The 16,070-nt window shown below is 37.0% G+C and carries 14 protein-coding genes; 13 read left to right on the top strand and 1 reads right to left on the bottom strand.

Features of this window, described 5'->3' with window-relative positions; translation table 11 throughout:
* Positions 1 to 49: 49 nt before the first annotated feature.
* Positions 50 to 826 (top strand): hydroxypyruvate isomerase, encoded by a 777-nt coding sequence (gene hyi / locus R3X26_RS13190; RefSeq protein WP_317717798.1) that lies wholly within the window; start codon positions 50 to 52, stop codon positions 824 to 826.
* Between the two features lie 177 nt (positions 827 to 1,003).
* Entirely contained in the window at positions 1,004 to 1,702 is a 699-nt protein-coding gene (locus R3X26_RS13185; protein ID WP_317717797.1) for a FadR/GntR family transcriptional regulator, read from the top strand.
* A gap of 225 nt (positions 1,703 to 1,927) precedes the next feature.
* Here R3X26_RS13185 and R3X26_RS13180 read toward each other — a convergent pair whose 3' ends face one another.
* On the bottom strand, positions 1,928 to 2,926 hold the full coding sequence (locus R3X26_RS13180; protein WP_317717796.1) for a sugar-binding transcriptional regulator: 999 nt from the start codon (positions 2,924 to 2,926) through the stop codon (positions 1,928 to 1,930).
* A gap of 135 nt (positions 2,927 to 3,061) precedes the next feature.
* On the opposite strand from R3X26_RS13180, the gene R3X26_RS13175 reads away from it, so the two are divergent.
* From R3X26_RS13175 to R3X26_RS13125, 11 genes are all read left to right on the top strand, one after another.
* Positions 3,062 to 3,493, top strand: a complete 432-nt coding sequence (locus tag R3X26_RS13175; RefSeq protein WP_317717795.1) for an RbsD/FucU family protein — start codon at positions 3,062 to 3,064, stop codon at positions 3,491 to 3,493.
* Positions 3,494 to 3,623: 130 nt separating this feature from the next.
* Positions 3,624 to 5,177: a sugar ABC transporter ATP-binding protein gene (locus R3X26_RS13170; RefSeq protein ID WP_317717794.1), complete on the top strand. Its 1,554-nt coding sequence runs from the start codon at positions 3,624 to 3,626 to the stop codon at positions 5,175 to 5,177.
* The gene (locus tag R3X26_RS13165) at positions 5,161 to 6,144 is read left to right on the top strand and encodes an ABC transporter permease (RefSeq protein WP_317717793.1); all 984 of its coding nucleotides are present in this window, start codon (positions 5,161 to 5,163) and stop codon (positions 6,142 to 6,144) included. Before R3X26_RS13170 ends, R3X26_RS13165 begins: the two co-directional genes overlap by 17 nt.
* 46 nt (positions 6,145 to 6,190) lie before the next feature.
* Complete coding sequence (locus R3X26_RS13160) at positions 6,191 to 7,228, top strand: substrate-binding domain-containing protein (RefSeq protein WP_317717792.1); 1,038 nt, start codon at positions 6,191 to 6,193, stop codon at positions 7,226 to 7,228.
* 67 nt (positions 7,229 to 7,295) lie between these two features.
* Positions 7,296 to 8,561, top strand: coding sequence for an S-methyl-5-thioribose kinase (mtnK, locus tag R3X26_RS13155; RefSeq protein ID WP_317717791.1), 1,266 nt, complete (start codon positions 7,296 to 7,298; stop codon positions 8,559 to 8,561).
* Between the two features lie 9 nt (positions 8,562 to 8,570).
* The gene (gene mtnA / locus R3X26_RS13150; RefSeq protein ID WP_317717790.1) at positions 8,571 to 9,677 is read left to right on the top strand and encodes an S-methyl-5-thioribose-1-phosphate isomerase; all 1,107 of its coding nucleotides are present in this window, start codon (positions 8,571 to 8,573) and stop codon (positions 9,675 to 9,677) included.
* Between the two features lie 49 nt (positions 9,678 to 9,726).
* A complete protein-coding gene (locus tag R3X26_RS13145) occupies positions 9,727 to 10,371 on the top strand; it encodes an L-fuculose-phosphate aldolase (RefSeq protein ID WP_317717789.1) in 645 nt (214 codons plus the stop codon).
* Positions 10,372 to 10,698: 327 nt separating this feature from the next.
* Positions 10,699 to 12,345: a diguanylate cyclase gene (locus R3X26_RS13140; protein WP_317717788.1), complete on the top strand. Its 1,647-nt coding sequence runs from the start codon at positions 10,699 to 10,701 to the stop codon at positions 12,343 to 12,345.
* 337 nt (positions 12,346 to 12,682) lie between these two features.
* Complete coding sequence (locus R3X26_RS13135; protein ID WP_317717787.1) at positions 12,683 to 13,918, top strand: site-specific integrase; 1,236 nt, start codon at positions 12,683 to 12,685, stop codon at positions 13,916 to 13,918.
* Between the two features lie 63 nt (positions 13,919 to 13,981).
* A complete protein-coding gene (locus R3X26_RS13130) occupies positions 13,982 to 15,160 on the top strand; it encodes a metallophosphoesterase (RefSeq protein ID WP_317717786.1) in 1,179 nt (392 codons plus the stop codon).
* Positions 15,161 to 15,227: 67 nt separating this feature from the next.
* Positions 15,228 to 16,070, top strand: an 843-nt coding sequence (locus tag R3X26_RS13125) for a hypothetical protein (RefSeq protein ID WP_317717785.1), incomplete at its 3' end; no start/stop codon positions are given.

Genomic DNA, 16,070 nt, shown 5'->3' with positions numbered 1-16,070 from the left:
TAGTCAGGTATTTTGAACATCTCAGTTCAAATGTAATTAGGAGTAAAAAATGTATAAATTTTCAGCTAACTTATCTATGTTATTTACCGAATACGAATTCATGCAACGTTTTGAAGCAGCTGCTAAATCAGGCTTTGAAGGCGTTGAATATTTATTTCCTTATGATTTTTCTCATAGTGCCATCGCAAATGAATTAACAAAACACAAGTTAACTCAAGTGCTTTTCAATCTTCCTTGTGGAGACTGGAATGCAGGCGAACGTGGTATTGCGTGTCACCCAGATCGAATTGATGAGTTTCGTTCTGGGGTTGCTCAAGCGATAGAATATGCACATGCATTGAATTGTAAAAAAGTAAATTGTTTAGCAGGGAAAAAACCATCAACAGTATCAGAAGAAGATGCATACAGAACATTGGTCGATAATTTACGTTTTGCTGCGGAAGAATTGAAAACAGCTGGTATTGCATTAGTTTTTGAAGCTATCAATACTATTGATATTCCTGAGTTTTTTATTAATAGTACAAAGCAAGCGAAAAAAATTCAGAACGATGTCGATAGCAGTAATTTAACACTTCAATACGATATTTATCACATGCAGATAATGGAAGGTGACTTATCTCGAACCATTGAGCAAAACTTATCTATTATTGGTCATTTACAACTAGCAGACAATCCAGGTCGTCATGAACCTGGAACGGGTGAAATAAATTATAGTTTTTTATTTAAACATCTTGAATCGATTAGTTACAAAGGATGGGTTGGATGTGAATATATTCCTAAAACAAATACCTTAGATGGTTTAGGTTGGATAGAAAAATACGTTTAGATGGAGTTACGTAGATCTTGTTTATTCATTTCTTCAAGGTTATGCGGCAAATGACTTAATAGTTTGCCGCATATTGTCGATTGACAATTTTTCGTTTACTTCTCCAGATTTAATTCTCAAACAACCTATGCTACATTGACGCCATTACTACATTGACGCAGTATTTTCGGTATTAGTATGTCTAATAACAATTCAAAATCAGTAAAATCAATGGCTTCTATTATTTATGAAAAAATATTGAGTTGTATCATTGATGACTATGAAATTAATAGTAAATTGCCGACTGAAGCAAAGCTAAGCGAAACTTATGGAGTATCTCGCACTATAATAAGGGAAGCTCTGACTCGTTTAAAAGAAGATGGTTTAGTTGTATCTCGTCGAGGTTCTGGTAATTTTGTGATTCAAAAACCAGAAAGTACAGTACTAAAATTTGCCGCTGTTTCGAGTATTTTAGATATTCAGAGATGCTTCGAGTTTCGAATTCATTTGGAAAGTGGTGCTGCTAGATTAGCTGCAGGTCGCCGAACAGAGCAGCAACTAAAAAACTTAATTGCTGCCTCAGAAGCGATTTATCAGGCAAATAAAAATAATAATTTAGCAACAGATGATGATTATCGTTTTCACTATTCGGTTGCGATGGCTTCTAATAACGAATATTACACTAAAGTATTTTCTTCTTTGCAAGATAATATAAGGCAAGGAATGAACTTAACACGTACGCTTTCGTTACACTCTTCAAATAAACGTTTTGAAATAGCCCAAAAAGAACATGAAGAGATTGTTCAAGCTATCATAGAGCAAGATGAAGATGCAGCTGAACTCGCTATGAGGACTCATCTCAGGAATGCTCGTATAAGGATGTTTGAAGGTTTATAAGTTCAGGGTTTAACATTATTCCTCTACCATATTGCTAATTTTTCAAGATATTAGCAATATGGTTGCGACACGTTCATCGGTAATGTTTGAAATGATCGAGCGAGAGTCAGTCGCTCGTTGCGTTTTATCATGAGTAGACTCCCGTGTTTCTTTTTATTGAGTGATTACTCTAAGTTAATAAGTTAATAAGTTAATAAGTTAATAAGTTAATGGGTGGATTTTAGTCTATTGATTGGACTTTGGTACTTCAATATTTACTAAAAATTCTGCCGTTCCTTCATCTACTATTAAGTCTGATACATATCCACCTAAGATTGCACCTAAAGTTGCATCATAATTACGTTGTCCTCCAGCGACAAAAATACGATGATTAATTTGACGAAGCTGGGCTAAATTTATGCCTAGAATACGCAAATCAATTTCAGAAACTACAGGTTGACCTAAGCGATCATAAAACCTGCCACAAATTACTCCAACAGCTCCCAGTTTTCGGTAATTATCCATCTCTTTTTTAGATAAAACACCAACACGAATAAGCGGATTTTCATCAAGTGAATTACCAACAACAAAAAGAGCTTTGTTGCAGCGGGTTAAAGCATCGAAATTCGCACGAATTATAGGTTCTGCTTGTAGTTCTACTGCTAATCTTGAGCTAGAAACGACAGCTGGTACATGCAAAGATACCACACTACCAGATAGTTTATGTGCCAACTGAGATGACGATTCTATAGTAGTGAAATCTGGCTGCGCAGGCATCGAACCAAGCATTTGCATGACTGTGACATTTTTACAACTTTTTGGTGTCATTAAGTGACTCATTTGATGAATAGTTCTCCCCCATGCGACACCAAGAACATCCCCATTTTCAATAACTTGATTTAAGTACATACCTCCAGCACGAGCAAGACGTTCACGCATTAATTTTGAGTCTTCACGCTGAGTTACGTGTTCTCCATCAGGGACAATTACAACGCGTCGAAGTGAGAATTTTTCTTTGATATGAAGTGCACTATCAATAGAAGAGAATGTGTTTAGATCAAGGTTTATTTGTACCAATCCTTTTTCTCTAGCTGTTTGCAAGTATTTCACAACGGTAACCCGTGAAATCCCCATTAATTTAGCAACTTCAGTCTGGCTGAGTCCTTCTTGGTAGTAAAGCCAAGTAGCATGTAGAACTGGATCATTATTGAATGAACTAACGTTCTCTAATACATTTCCTGTCATTAGCGCCCTTCTCCTATGATAGTCATTACTATATTTATTATTCCACACTCGATAATTATAAAAGATTTGCTAATTCGCAGAAACAGTAAAAATACAATATACTTTTGTTTTTAATTAAATACAAAAGGTAAATTTATGCTTAAGAGTATTGATCCAATTCTAAATCCAGAACTGCTTTTTTCACTAAGTAAAATGGGGCATGGTGATCGTCTAGCTATTGTTGATGCAAACTTTCCGTCATATTCGCATTGTGCTTTCACTCATATATCGTTAGTTGGTATTGATGCCTCAACGACCTTGTCTACCTTGTTGAAATATTTTCCTATGGACGAATTTTCAGATACACCATTTTTTATTATGTCTCAAGATAATAGTCCTAATTTAACTGAATCTGCCAAAGATTTCATAAAGATACAGCAAAATTCAGATGAGAGCGATCATCAATATAAGTTAGTTGATAGGCACATTTATTATCAAATGGTACGTGAGTGTCAATTAGTCATTAGTACTAATGATATGCGCCCATATGCTTGTATGATATTGCAAAAAGGAGTGATATTTGATTGATGTCTAATTTTTAAACATATTTTATTTGGAAAAATAGCTCATTATTTAAACTGATAACTTTGTCACAGAAATGTTAACAATTGTTCTTTTATTATTACTTTTGTAAAAACAAATGACAGATGGAGCGGTCATGGTAGATATAACAAATATAATTGAGATACGAGCCATTGAAAAATCTTTTGGCAAAAATATCGTGCTACATGATGTTACATTAAGTATTAAAGGTGGAAGCGTACTCGCATTGATGGGAGCAAATGGGGCAGGTAAGTCTACATTAGTGAAAATCTTAAGTGGGGTTTATTGTGCTGATGGCGGAGAGATATTAATAAATGGCCAAAGAGTAGATGTTTCAACACCACAATTGGCACGTGAAGCAGGCATTATAACTGTCCATCAGATTATTAATGATGGTGTTGTACAGGACCTGAATATTGCAGAAAATTTGTTGCTCGACAAGTTATGTGATGGCAGTTTTGGCACTTATATCTCTCAGAAACAATTAGAATTACAAGCTAAACCATTGGCGGACAAAATTGGTTTAACACTACCGCTTGATACACAAGTATCAGAACTGTCCCAGGCAGATAAGCAATTAGTTGCTATTGCGAGAGCAATTTCTGATAAGCCGAAGCTTTTAATTCTTGATGAACCTACATCTTCTCTTTCTGATACCGAATCAATCAAATTATTCGAGGCTGTTAATACTATGCGTAGCCAAGGCGTCGCAGTGGTCTATATTTCTCATCGTATGTCAGATATTCGAAGTTTAGCAGATAGCATTGCCGCTCTTAGAGAAGGAAGAATAGTAGGGTATTTTGAGCCGCCATTAAATTATGACGAAGCTGTTGACTCTATGCTGGGGCACGCAGTAGGTGCAGTGACTCATCAATATCAAATTGGAGGAGCAGAAATTTTAGAGTTAGATAATGTCCAACTTGTCCCTGAAGCTCAGCCATTTAACCTTACGTTTCATAGTGATGAAGTCGTTGTGTTAACTGGATTACTCTCTTCTGGTTGTACTTCTTTGATTGAAGGTATTTTTGGCATGAATGCATTTTCTAGTGGTCAGGTAAAACTTAATGGAGACCCTTGGAAGCCAATTAATCCTACACAAGCGATAGAAAGTGGGATTTTTATGGTGCAAGAAGACCGAGGTAATAATGCTCTTATTCCTGATTTTTCGATAGAAAAGAATGTAAGTCTGCCGTTTCTAAAACAATTTTCTTCTTTTGGTTTTATTAATAGGAAGAAGGAAAGAAAACATGTTGAAGAGGCAATCCGTACAACAAAAGTAAAGTACACCGATCAAGATGAACTGATGACGACTTTATCTGGTGGTAATCAGCAAAAAGCAATGGTAGCACGTTGGATGATGGATAAGTGCCATGTTTTATTACTCAACGAACCGTTCCAAGGCGTCGATATTTCATCTCGTCGACAAATTGGAAAACTACTACGTGCCACATCTACTAACAGAGCTACCATCGTTGTATGTACAGATGTTGAAGAAGCTCTTGAAATTGCTGATCGAATTATTGTTTTCAATCAAAGTAATTTAATGGGAGATCATCAAATAGACCAAATACATATGCCTACTCTTATTAATCAAATAGCTGCTGCATCGCCAGTAAAACAAGAAAATATAATAACAACAGAGGATGTTACTAATGAAAAATATGCGTGAATTTTCCATTAAGTACGGGTTACTAATTTTGCTTGCGCTGATGTTGATCCTATTTTCAATTTCAGAACCTGCATTTTTAAGCACGATTAATATGATGATCATTCTTCAATCAGTATCGATTGTCGCGATTCTTGCTTTAGGTGTTACAGCAACTCTCGCCGTTGATGGGTTTGATTTGTCTATTGGTTCTACTGCTGCTTTCTCAATGATGACAGCTAGTTATGTCATGGTTGTTTTTGATGGTAGTACTACTCTTGCTATTTTAGCTGCTATAGCTGTTGGTGTTTTAGTTGGTTTAGTCAATGGTTTTATGACAGTGCAAATGAAAGTTCCAGACCTACTGGCTACACTCGGAATGATGTTTTTATTGTTAGGATTACAACTGATTCCTACTCAAGGACGCTCTATCTCAACAGGTATGAGCCTCTCTAATGGAGAAACAGCAAGCGGGACTTTTTCAGAAAGTTTTCTTTATCTTGGTCGTGCTCGTATATTCGAGATTATTCCTGTACCCGTTGTGATAATGCTTTTTCTTGCAGTTGTTACTTATTTATTTTTAGAAAGGACACGTCATGGACGAGTTATGTATGCCATTGGTTCAAATGAGCAGGCAGCAAAACTTGCAGGTGCGCGTATTAAATTTTATCGATATGTCGCTTATGTAATGTCAGGAGTGTACGCGTCTATTGGTGGCATATTACTTGCGGCACGAATTGGGCGTGGTGATGTTAGTTCTGGGAATTCTTTACTCATGGATGGTGTGGCAGGAGCTTTGATTGGTTTTGCAGTATTAGGTGCTGCTCGACCCAATGCTCAAGGTTCGGCAATAGGTGCTCTCTTTGTCGGTGTTTTACTTAATGGTCTGACAATGATGAATACGCCTTATTACACACAAGATTTTATCAAAGGCTTAGTGCTAGTTGCAGCGCTAATGTTTACGTTCGGTTTATCCAAAAAACGTGCATAACCATAACGTGTACCACCATAACGTGTATAACTACAAGGAAATAATAATGAAAACCATAACACAACTAACTCTTTGTTCTGCTATCGCTGGAGCGATGGTTTCTGGATACGCAATAGGAAGTACTGATAATCCATTTGATGGAAAAGAAATGCGTATTGCTCATGTACGTTACTTATCACAAGGTGATTTTCCTGAGTTGTACCTAAAAGGGGTGAAACGTCAAGCTGAAGCTTTAGGATTTAAACTAGATGTATATGACGCTCGTCAAGATGCGTCACTACAACGGAATCAGCTAGAGCAAGCCATTATGAAAGGTTACGATGGTATTGTTCTACAACATGGCTTTACTGACTCTATTAAAGATTTAGCTGAACTGGCAGTACAAAATGGTATTAAAATGGTTGCATTTGATGTTAATACCGAAAACCCAAGTATCCCACAAATTAACCAAGATGATCATTTAATTGCTCAAATGTCATTAGATCAAGCAATACAAGATAATGGAGATACATGGAAAGCTGCGTATGTATATGTGCCGGGAATTCCACCGCTTGATCGTCGTGATGAAGTCTTTACTGAATTCAAAGAAAAATACTCGGGTATTAATGAAGTCGCCCGTTTTGGGACTATGAATAATCCGATTCCTAACCAAGTAGCAGACCAAGCGGCTGCAGTTTTTCGTGCCAATCCTGATATATCAGTTGCTTTCTCTCCTTATGATGAATTTGCAAAAGGAATCAAAATCGCAGTTGATGAAGCTGGACTTTCGAACAGTGTAAAAATATATAGTGCAGATATTTCTAACTCAGATATCCAAGCGATGCGTGAACCAAATAGTGCTTGGGTTGCTACTGTAGCAACTAATCCATCCATAATGGGAGAGGTAAGTGTACGAGCACTAGCGACGTTACTTAAAGGCGATAGTGTTGATCATCAAGTGACGGTTCCTCCTGTTTTAATTACTCAAGATATGTTGAATGAGCAAGATATTAAAAATATGGATGACTTAGTCAATAAAATTCCATCATTTTCATCGTCAACTGTCTTAGTCTCAGATTGGATGCCAATGCCTAAAATAAACTAAGTATCTTCGTCTAGGGCGAGATTGAGCGCCCTAATTTTAAGCCAAAAAATAATTTAGGATGGTCATTATGTCTAATACCGTTCCATCTGGCTATACGCCGTTAAACAGTGAATCTCTACCAAAATATTTACAAACAAAGTTCTCTAATAATTTAGTTTTAGGTGGTGAACCAAGTCAATGGAAAGTAAAAGAAGTTGGCGATGGGAATTTGAATTTAGTTTTTATTGTAGAAGGGCTTTCCAAAACTATCGTAGTAAAACAAGCTCTGCCTTATGTTAGAGCTGCAGGAGAAAGTTGGCAGCTATCACTGACTCGTGCTTTTTTTGAATATAATGTTCTGAAAATAGAAGCGCAATTCGCCGGTCATGATTTAGTACCCCAAGTATATTTTTATGATGACACTATGGCGATTTTTGCAATGGAATATTTATCGCCACATGTCATTTTGCGAAAAGAACTAATGGCAGGCAAAATTTTTCCAAAAATTGGCTCGGATATTGGTGCATTTCTAGCTAAGACGTTGTTCTATACGTCGGATTTAGGCATGGCCGCCGAAGATAAAAAAGCTTTAGTCGCTAAGTTTTCCGTTAATCATGAACTCTGCAAAATAACTGAAGATCTTATTTTTACTGAGCCGTACTTTGATGCTGAACGTAATAATTGGAATTCACCTGAGTTAGATACCGATGTGCGTAAAGTATGGCAAGACGAAGAAATGATCCAAGTGGCGATGCGTTATAAATACAAATTTATGACAGAAGCACAAGCTTTACTTCACGGCGATCTTCATTCTGGTTCAATAATGGTCACAGAAAAAAATACCAAAGTAATTGATCCTGAGTTTGGCTTTATGGGGCCAATGTCATTCGATCTCGGTAACTACGTGGGCAACTTGTTGATGGCTTATTTTTCAAGACCTGGTTGGGAAGGTGATAGTGAAAAATGTGAACAATATCAAGACTATTTATTGAATGTTATATCGGAGACATGGGAAGTTTTCGTCTCTAACTTTACTCAACTTTGGGATGAGAAAACACAGGGCGATGCATATCCAGTTGAAATATATCAAAAAGGGTTGGGAGCTCAAGTATTGAAAAATGCTCAGTTGACGTTCTTTACCACGCTTTTTGAAGACACATTGGTAAACGCTGGCTTAGAGATTAACCGTCGAATCATTGGGTTTGCTGGAGTCGCCGACTTTAAAAATATTGAAAATGCTCAACTTCGTGGCGAATGCCAACGTCGAGCGTTGAAATTAGCCCGAGAGCTAATTGTTAATGCAAAGAACTATAGGAATGTTGCGGCTGTTTCACAGTTAGCACAAAGTTGTTAAGAGGTTACTATGAAAATTAATGGAAAGCATCAACGTACAGTCTGGCTTGGTCAGGATGGATGGTCTATTGAAATTTTGGATCAGACTAAACTACCTTTTGAAATTCAAGTTATTTCACTAAAATCAATGGAAAGAGCTGCGACCGCTATTCAGGATATGTGGGTTAGAGGTGCGCCTTTAATTGGAGCGGTTGCTGCTTATGGTATGGCTCTTGGAATGCGAGAAAACTCCAGTGATGAACATTTACAAAAATGTTATGACGTATTAATCGAAACGCGTCCCACAGCCATTAACCTTAAATGGGCGTTGGATAGAGTGTTTATTGAATTGAAGCAATTACTAGAAGGTGAACGCCAAGCAGTAGCTTACGAGCTAGCGAAGACTATTGCAGATGAAGATGTGAGACTGTGTGAGAAAATAGGTGAAAATGGTTTAGAAATCATAAGAAAAATTGCTAGTGAAAAACCAGAAGGTAGTACTGTCAATATTTTAACGCATTGTAATGCTGGGTGGTTGGCGACGGTTGACTGGGGCACAGCGATTTCTCCTATTTATAAAGCTCACGAAGCAGGAATTAAAGTACATGTATGGGTCGATGAAACTCGCCCACGTAACCAAGGTTTGCTCACTGCATTCGAATTAAGTTCTCATGGTGTGCCACATACTTTGATTGCTGACAATGTTGGAGGGCATCTCATGCAACATGGTGAAGTTGACCTTTGCATTGTTGGTACAGACCGTACTACGGCTAAAGGTGATGTGTGCAATAAAATCGGGACTTACTTAAAAGCCTTAGCCGCTCATGACAACGAAGTTCCATTCTATGTTGCGTTGCCTTCACCAACTATTGATTGGTCTGTATATGACGGTGTTAGAGAGATCCCTATTGAGCAGAGAGCGGGAAAAGAACAATCACATGTTTATGGTATTGATCCATCTGGAAACTTGAGTTGGGTTAATACTGCTCCTAAAGGAACTGATTGTGGTAACTATGCTTTTGATGTTACTCCAGCCAAATACATTACTGGTTTAATTACTGAGCGTGGTGTCTGTGCAGCAACAGAAAGTGCACTCGCAGCAATGTTTGATGATTTAAAAGAATCAAAAATCGCCTAGTTGGTTATTTTTTGGAGTCATGAGACTCCATTTTTCTAAGGACATACTCATGAAAAGAAAACAGCTAGCCCAACAAATTATAGATACTTGTTTGCAAATGGATGCATTAGGATTAAATCAAGGTACATCTGGAAATGTGAGTGTTCGTTATCTAGAAGGAATGCTGATTACACCAAGTGGAATTCCGTATAATAAACTAACACCTGAAATGATTGTATATGTAGATAAATATGGTGTACATGAAGAAGAAAAGGTGCCATCAAGTGAATGGCACTTTCATTTAGCTTGCTTTGCTGCAAGACCTGAGTTAAATGCTGTGGTTCATAATCATGCGGTTAACTCTACTGCAGTATCAATACTAAACATTGCAATACCAGCATTACATTATATGGTTGCGGTAACAGGGACAGATCATGTTCCTTGTATACCTTATTCTACATTTGGTACACAAGAATTAGCGAATAGTGTTAGTGAAGGTATATGTAGTAGTAAAGCAATTTTAATGCAACACCATGGCATGTTAACCATGGAAGTGAGTTTAGAGAAAGCTTTGTGGCTTGCTAATGAGGTTGAAGTACTTGCTCAGTTATATTTAAAAGTAGCAGCAATTTCGTCAGATATACCAAAATTATCAACGAAAGAAATGCAAATTGTTCTGGGTAAGTTTAGTACTTATGGGTTGAAATCAGCTTAATTATTAAAAATGAGTAATTAAATTCACGTCTTTGGTTTTACAATTATTGTTTTTGAAGGCGTGAGTTTTTAAAATATAAAGGTAGCATATGTTATCTTTATCCCCTGTTTTTATATATCTGCATAGGGATATTTTTCCTCGTGTATTTTCTATATGATTTATCTAGTTTTATATCGATAATAATTTTTTAAAGAAAGAGTTCCCCCTTAACAAATATATGCATCAATATGTATTATTTGCTTTCAGCATATAAGAAAATTGTTTCCAGATTGTTATAAACTCGTCTATGCTAGTTTGTATACTTATTATAGGAATCATTCTCATTTTATGCGGATTTTGGTTTTGCTTGTTAGCCTATTAGCCATATGTGTGCAATCTAGTTTTGCCTCTCCTGTCCAAATTAGTAGAGATCAGGCAGTCTTAGCAGATGACTTTGCGTCTTGGTATCGCATGCCACTACTTGCTCAGCCCGTTGATTTGTCGGTTTTAAAAAATCATATTGAATCAGCACCAAAAGTTGGCTCAACATTTGGTGAAGTAGGTGCGTTTGCACTTAGTCTTGAGGTTAGCAACTCTCATTCACAACGATCTAATCAAGTTGTTACGATTAATGCCAATTACTTGGATCAAGGTTGGGGGTTTTGGCAATCAAGCAATGGCCACGTTGAAAAAGTACTTAATTTTGATCAGTTAAACGGTGAAGGTATTCGCCAACTGCATAAACAAAGTTTTATATTGGCACTAAATGCGAAGGAAAAAGGTACGCTTTTCCTTTATGTCGAAGCTCAGAAGTTTCCCACTGCAATCCATGTTACTTTGCAATCCGAACGCCAATTTTATGCGAACCTTTTTCGAGATAACACCCTAACGCTCGGTTCGATTGCTGTCATGCTTACATTAGGAATGATTGCTTTATTTGGTTATCTTCGCACATTATTACCAGTCACGCTGGCTTGTGCTGGTTATGTCGGGCTGCATGGAGTAGGGTGGTTTGCCGCATCCGGAGCTTGGGGGTATTTACTGCCAACAGGTAGCCTGAATCCGGTTTATTTTGGGATTATTTTATTCCCATTTGCAGTAGCGTTTGCAAGTTATTACACACGCTTGTTATTTAATTTCCCACAACATTTCTTACTTACTAATCGATGGTTCAAATGGTTTGGTTGGTTCTGTATAACCATTGGTTTGCTTACTATTTTTGTCCCATTTTCTCTTGCTTTCCTACTGTCTCATTTAATCGCAGCCGTTTGGGTTCCAACAATGATTGTAACCGGTATTCTAATGCTGAAGAAAAAAGACTTTATTGCTAAGTACTATCTAATCGGTAGCTGTTGTTATGGTATTTCTTTAGCGTATTACGTCTTGGTTCATTTTAAACAATTGCCTTTCCACTCCTCTATGGAAACTTTAGTGGTGGTGGCCTTGGCAATTGATTGTTTCTGTATTTTACTTTCTTTAACTGAATGGTTAAGGCTTCAACAAAGACAATACCAGGAAACTTATGTTCAATCTCGAGTTGATAGTTTGACAGGGTTAGGTAATCGATTAGGGTTTAATGATGCAATTAAACAATTAAAACATCGCCCTTATTGTTTGGTATTTATTGATTGCGATGGTTTAAAAAGCATCAATGATACTTATGGGCATGATGGTGGAGACCGCTTTTTAAAAAAAGCGAGTTACCTTATGCAGACACAACTTGAAGATTTGGGGCCAGTTTACCGTACTGGTGGGGATGAATTTGTTTGGTTAGTTAAAGTGCATAAACCTCAACATGTTGAAGCTCTATATAGCAAAGTCACGCAGAGAATAATTGATGTCGAAGTTGGAATAAAAGGCTCTGACTGGCCTATGGCGGGCCTTAGTTTTGGTATAGCAACCAGTTTTGAATGCCGGAATTTTTCTGATTGTTTGATCTTAGCTGATAAAAGAATGTATCAGCACAAACGTGCTAAGCAAGTTGTCAAAGCTTGAGGGCAAGGTCTCTGGTTTCTGCTTATCTGAAGAGCTTTATTACTTGGCAATAAAAAACTACTTAGTAATTAAAAAGGCCTGAGAAGCAAAAATGCTCTCAGGCCTTTATATATTTGGTGGCCCCTCGCAGATTTGAACTTCGGACCGATCGATTATGAGTGCCTTTTTTGTTGTTTTGCCATGAACATCAATGAACAATGATGTGGATTTAAGTTATTGATAAATTGTTGTTTATGGCGATATGTTTGTTTTTTAGTGTTCACCAGTGTTCGCTTAAGAACAAAGAAAGTGCTATAAATATGCTATAAATACGTTCGGTTGTGATTTGGGGCGAAAAATGGCTATTAAGAAAAAGATAACAAGTGCTGCAATTAAAGCACTGACACTGGAAGAAAGACGATTAAATGATACGGAAGTATCAGGCTTTCATGTTATCAAGTTTGAGTCTGGAAAGGTTGTTTATTACGTCTATTATCGCTTAAACGGAAAACAGGTTAACTATAAGATTGGATTAGCTACTGATATTACTCCTGCTCAAGCCCGTGATCTTGCTAAGACTAAGCTTGGTGAAGTAGCTACAGGTAAAAATGTTCAGGAAGATAAGAAGAAAGCCAGAGAAGAAACAAAGCGAAAAAAGTATCTGAATTTTGAAACCTTCCTTGATAAGAAATATGAACCTTTCCTCATTGCTAGAAACCCTAATACTTCAAAGAAGACTATCAATCATCTTAAATCCCAATTTAAGCATCTATTAAATCGTGACTTAGACCAGATCACTGCTTGGGATGTTGAGAAGTGGAAAAACGGAAGAGTAAAACTAGGTCGCGCTGCTTCAACTATCAACTACTCAATTAATACGTTAAAAGGAGCTCTTTCTAGAGCTGTTGAATGGGGACTGATTGAAAGCCACAATCTTTCAAAAGTGAAATCCATAAAGTTTGATAACACACGAATCCGTTATCTTTCTCCAGAAGAAGAATCTCGATTACTCAATGCAGTAGCACAACGTGACCAACTGATTAGAGATAAGCGCGATTCAGCGAACCGTCATAGAGAAGCCAGAGGCAATGAACTGCATCCTTCATTTAATGGAGTTCATTTCGTTGATTATGTAGAGCCAATCATATTAACCGCAATGAATACAGGGCTTAGAAGAGGGGAGTTAATGTCGTTACGTTGGGAAGATATCTCGTTAGATAACAGATACCTTACGGTAAGAGGAACTATTGCTAAATCTAAAAAAAGCAGAGTAGTGCCGCTAAATGATACCGTTTGGGGAGTATTGTCGGAATGGAGAGCTATTAATCCTAATGCTGTTTATGTGTTTATCTCTGGAGAGGATAAGCCACTTACTGATATCAAAAAGCCTTGGTTGAAATTGGTTGAACAATCCGGATTGAAGAACTTCAACTTTCACGACTTACGCCACCATTTTGCCAGTAAGTTAGTTATGGCAGGGGTAGATTTGAATACTGTTCGTGAGTTACTTGGGCATTCAGATTTGAAAATGACGTTAAGATACGCGCACCTTGCGCCTGAGCACAAAGCCGCCGCTGTTAACCTGATTGGTTGAGTAAGTAGTGGTATAGTTAACCAATTAATAAATAGAAATAATAATGCGAGATAGGTTAGGATTTTGAAGGTTTTATGTTTATCTGATATTCATGGTATTGAATGGTATGTTGATGTATTAATCGATTATATAAAAACAAGTAAAGTAACGTTTGATTGTGTGGTAGTAGGAGGAGACATTAGTTCAGATCAGGGCAATGATCTAGACGGTTTTTGCAAAATAATGTCAAAAATATCAACTCTGGGGAAAGATACATTTTACTGCTTGGGTAATTGGGATAGTGGAATTCCGTATGACTGTCCGGATTTAGGGTCAAGCTGTCACCATATTCACGATAAAATAATTGAATATAATGGCTATTATTTTTCAGGTTTTAGTGGCTGCGATATGGGGTGGGGAAATAATCCAATATATCTCCAAACAGAAAGCTACATATCAAAGAAGTACTCAAGCATCATCCAGCAGTATTCAAAAGAGTTAGAGATTTCAATCAATGAACGTACAACAAAGATAGATGCACTTAAATTACTCCCTGAGAGGTATGGCAGATATCGAAGCTTAGCTGCAACAAGGTATGGGGATAAGAGGACTAAAACATATAAGAATGCTATTGAAAAAATAACTTCTAGGGAAAGAGTACTTCGAGAACGCGCCCAATATTATGAATCTCCATGTTTTAGAAAGTTCTTATCAAGTACAGAATATCAGAATTATCGGGTTGATTGTTATGATCTTCGATCTAAAATATTGGAGAAGAATATAGGTCAAGTTGTTAATAATTTGAAAGAAAAAAAAGTTCCACTTGAACGTCTAATCTTTTTATCACATTCACGAGTGGATAGGTTTGCTGAGTATTTTGATGTTACTCCTTTCTGTCATATGTTTGGACACAGGCACGGATACATGTCTTCGTACAGAGCTATAAGAGGGCAAACTACTGGTGGCAGAACCAATTTCATCAACATATCTACTTTAGGTGTAAACAAACCTAAAAAGTTTAATTATTTTCTTCCACCTAATTTTGTTATCGCTGAACTGAAAGGGAGCAGCCGAATAGATAGCAAGCCTATTTATTTGGATGTGTTTAACTCACGTATACCAATAAACGAAAAAGATAAAATGAGGTTATATGGTATTCAGTTTCAGTTAGAAGAGTATTATCTTTATGAAAGAGGGTTTAGCATAAATGAATATAGAACATTGGTGGATGAATTTAGTGAGTTTGTAAACTGGCACTTTTAGCGTATATGTAGCGTAACGTAATGTAGAAATATTGCTTCTCGTTACGTTACGGAAAAATAGAAAATGAGTGGTTGGAAAGGCAGTGGTAAAACGTCGCTTTATACGTATAGAAGAAATAGAACAGAAAACCTCTTTTACTAAAGGAGATATCTTAGAGTTAATCGAAAATGGTGAATTGTCACTTTCTGCTATGGTTAATTCTGAAAAAATGGGAGCTATTCATACCAAAGATGGCACTCGTTACGTATATGGGGTTTTTCGTTATAACGGTATTGTTGGTTTAACCAATGAAGCTTCAAAATGGTTTGCTGAAAGCGATAAAAATCGTAGCGTTAGTATTGTATTAATAAAGCAGCCTGAAAAAATCTCTGGTTGGGGTACTGTTGAAGAACACTTCGGAAAAGTTGAGCACGACAATACTCCTTACTTTCCTGTAAAAATGAAGAAACCAAGAAGAAATGTATGGGCTTTTCCAAGGCTTGCTGTTGGAAAGTCAGGCCTTCAGATGTTCTCTAATATGACAGTGATACTAACTAAGGCAGCCGGAACGTATGACAAAAATCCGCAAGGGATTGTAGAAGACCAAAAAGACTATTTCCGTTCTGGTAAGTTGAGGGTTAGCCCCGATGATCTTCGAATTGATTTAGAAGAACTTAGCCGATTTATTGAAGATGACAATAATCTGGGTGCTCTATCAAAAGCGAGCACTAAAGCGTCAGTTTCTCTTAATGTTGAAACCCACCCAATAAAGCAAATCATTGAAAGGGTATTAGTTCAAAACTCAGGCAGCAATTCTCGTGAGATTTGGAATCTGGTTCGGAGAGATATTGAATCTGATTCAAAACAGTTCGATATCGATAACGTGATATTTGAAATTACTCAAGATGACTTGAGCTATTTTGGTCGAGAG

Source organism: Vibrio sp. TH_r3, assembly GCF_033101115.1.
GTDB lineage: Bacteria > Pseudomonadota > Gammaproteobacteria > Enterobacterales > Vibrionaceae > Vibrio.
The sequence above is the reverse complement of the archived record's forward strand: the minus strand, read 5'-3'. Positions and strand labels throughout refer to the sequence as shown.

Coding starts and splice junctions, on each gene's coding strand:
- hyi (WP_317717798.1), top strand. CDS start 50: ATGTATAAATTTTCAGCTAACTTATCTATGTTATTTACCGAATACGAA.
- R3X26_RS13185 (WP_317717797.1), top strand. CDS start 1,004: ATGTCTAATAACAATTCAAAATCAGTAAAATCAATGGCTTCTATTATT.
- R3X26_RS13180 (WP_317717796.1), bottom strand. CDS start 2,926: ATGACAGGAAATGTATTAGAGAACGTTAGTTCATTCAATAATGATCCA.
- R3X26_RS13175 (WP_317717795.1), top strand. CDS start 3,062: ATGCTTAAGAGTATTGATCCAATTCTAAATCCAGAACTGCTTTTTTCA.
- R3X26_RS13170 (WP_317717794.1), top strand. CDS start 3,624: ATGGTAGATATAACAAATATAATTGAGATACGAGCCATTGAAAAATCT.
- R3X26_RS13165 (WP_317717793.1), top strand. CDS start 5,161: ATGAAAAATATGCGTGAATTTTCCATTAAGTACGGGTTACTAATTTTG.
- R3X26_RS13160 (WP_317717792.1), top strand. CDS start 6,191: ATGAAAACCATAACACAACTAACTCTTTGTTCTGCTATCGCTGGAGCG.
- mtnK (WP_317717791.1), top strand. CDS start 7,296: ATGTCTAATACCGTTCCATCTGGCTATACGCCGTTAAACAGTGAATCT.
- mtnA (WP_317717790.1), top strand. CDS start 8,571: ATGAAAATTAATGGAAAGCATCAACGTACAGTCTGGCTTGGTCAGGAT.
- R3X26_RS13145 (WP_317717789.1), top strand. CDS start 9,727: ATGAAAAGAAAACAGCTAGCCCAACAAATTATAGATACTTGTTTGCAA.
- R3X26_RS13140 (WP_317717788.1), top strand. CDS start 10,699: ATGCGGATTTTGGTTTTGCTTGTTAGCCTATTAGCCATATGTGTGCAA.
- R3X26_RS13135 (WP_317717787.1), top strand. CDS start 12,683: ATGGCTATTAAGAAAAAGATAACAAGTGCTGCAATTAAAGCACTGACA.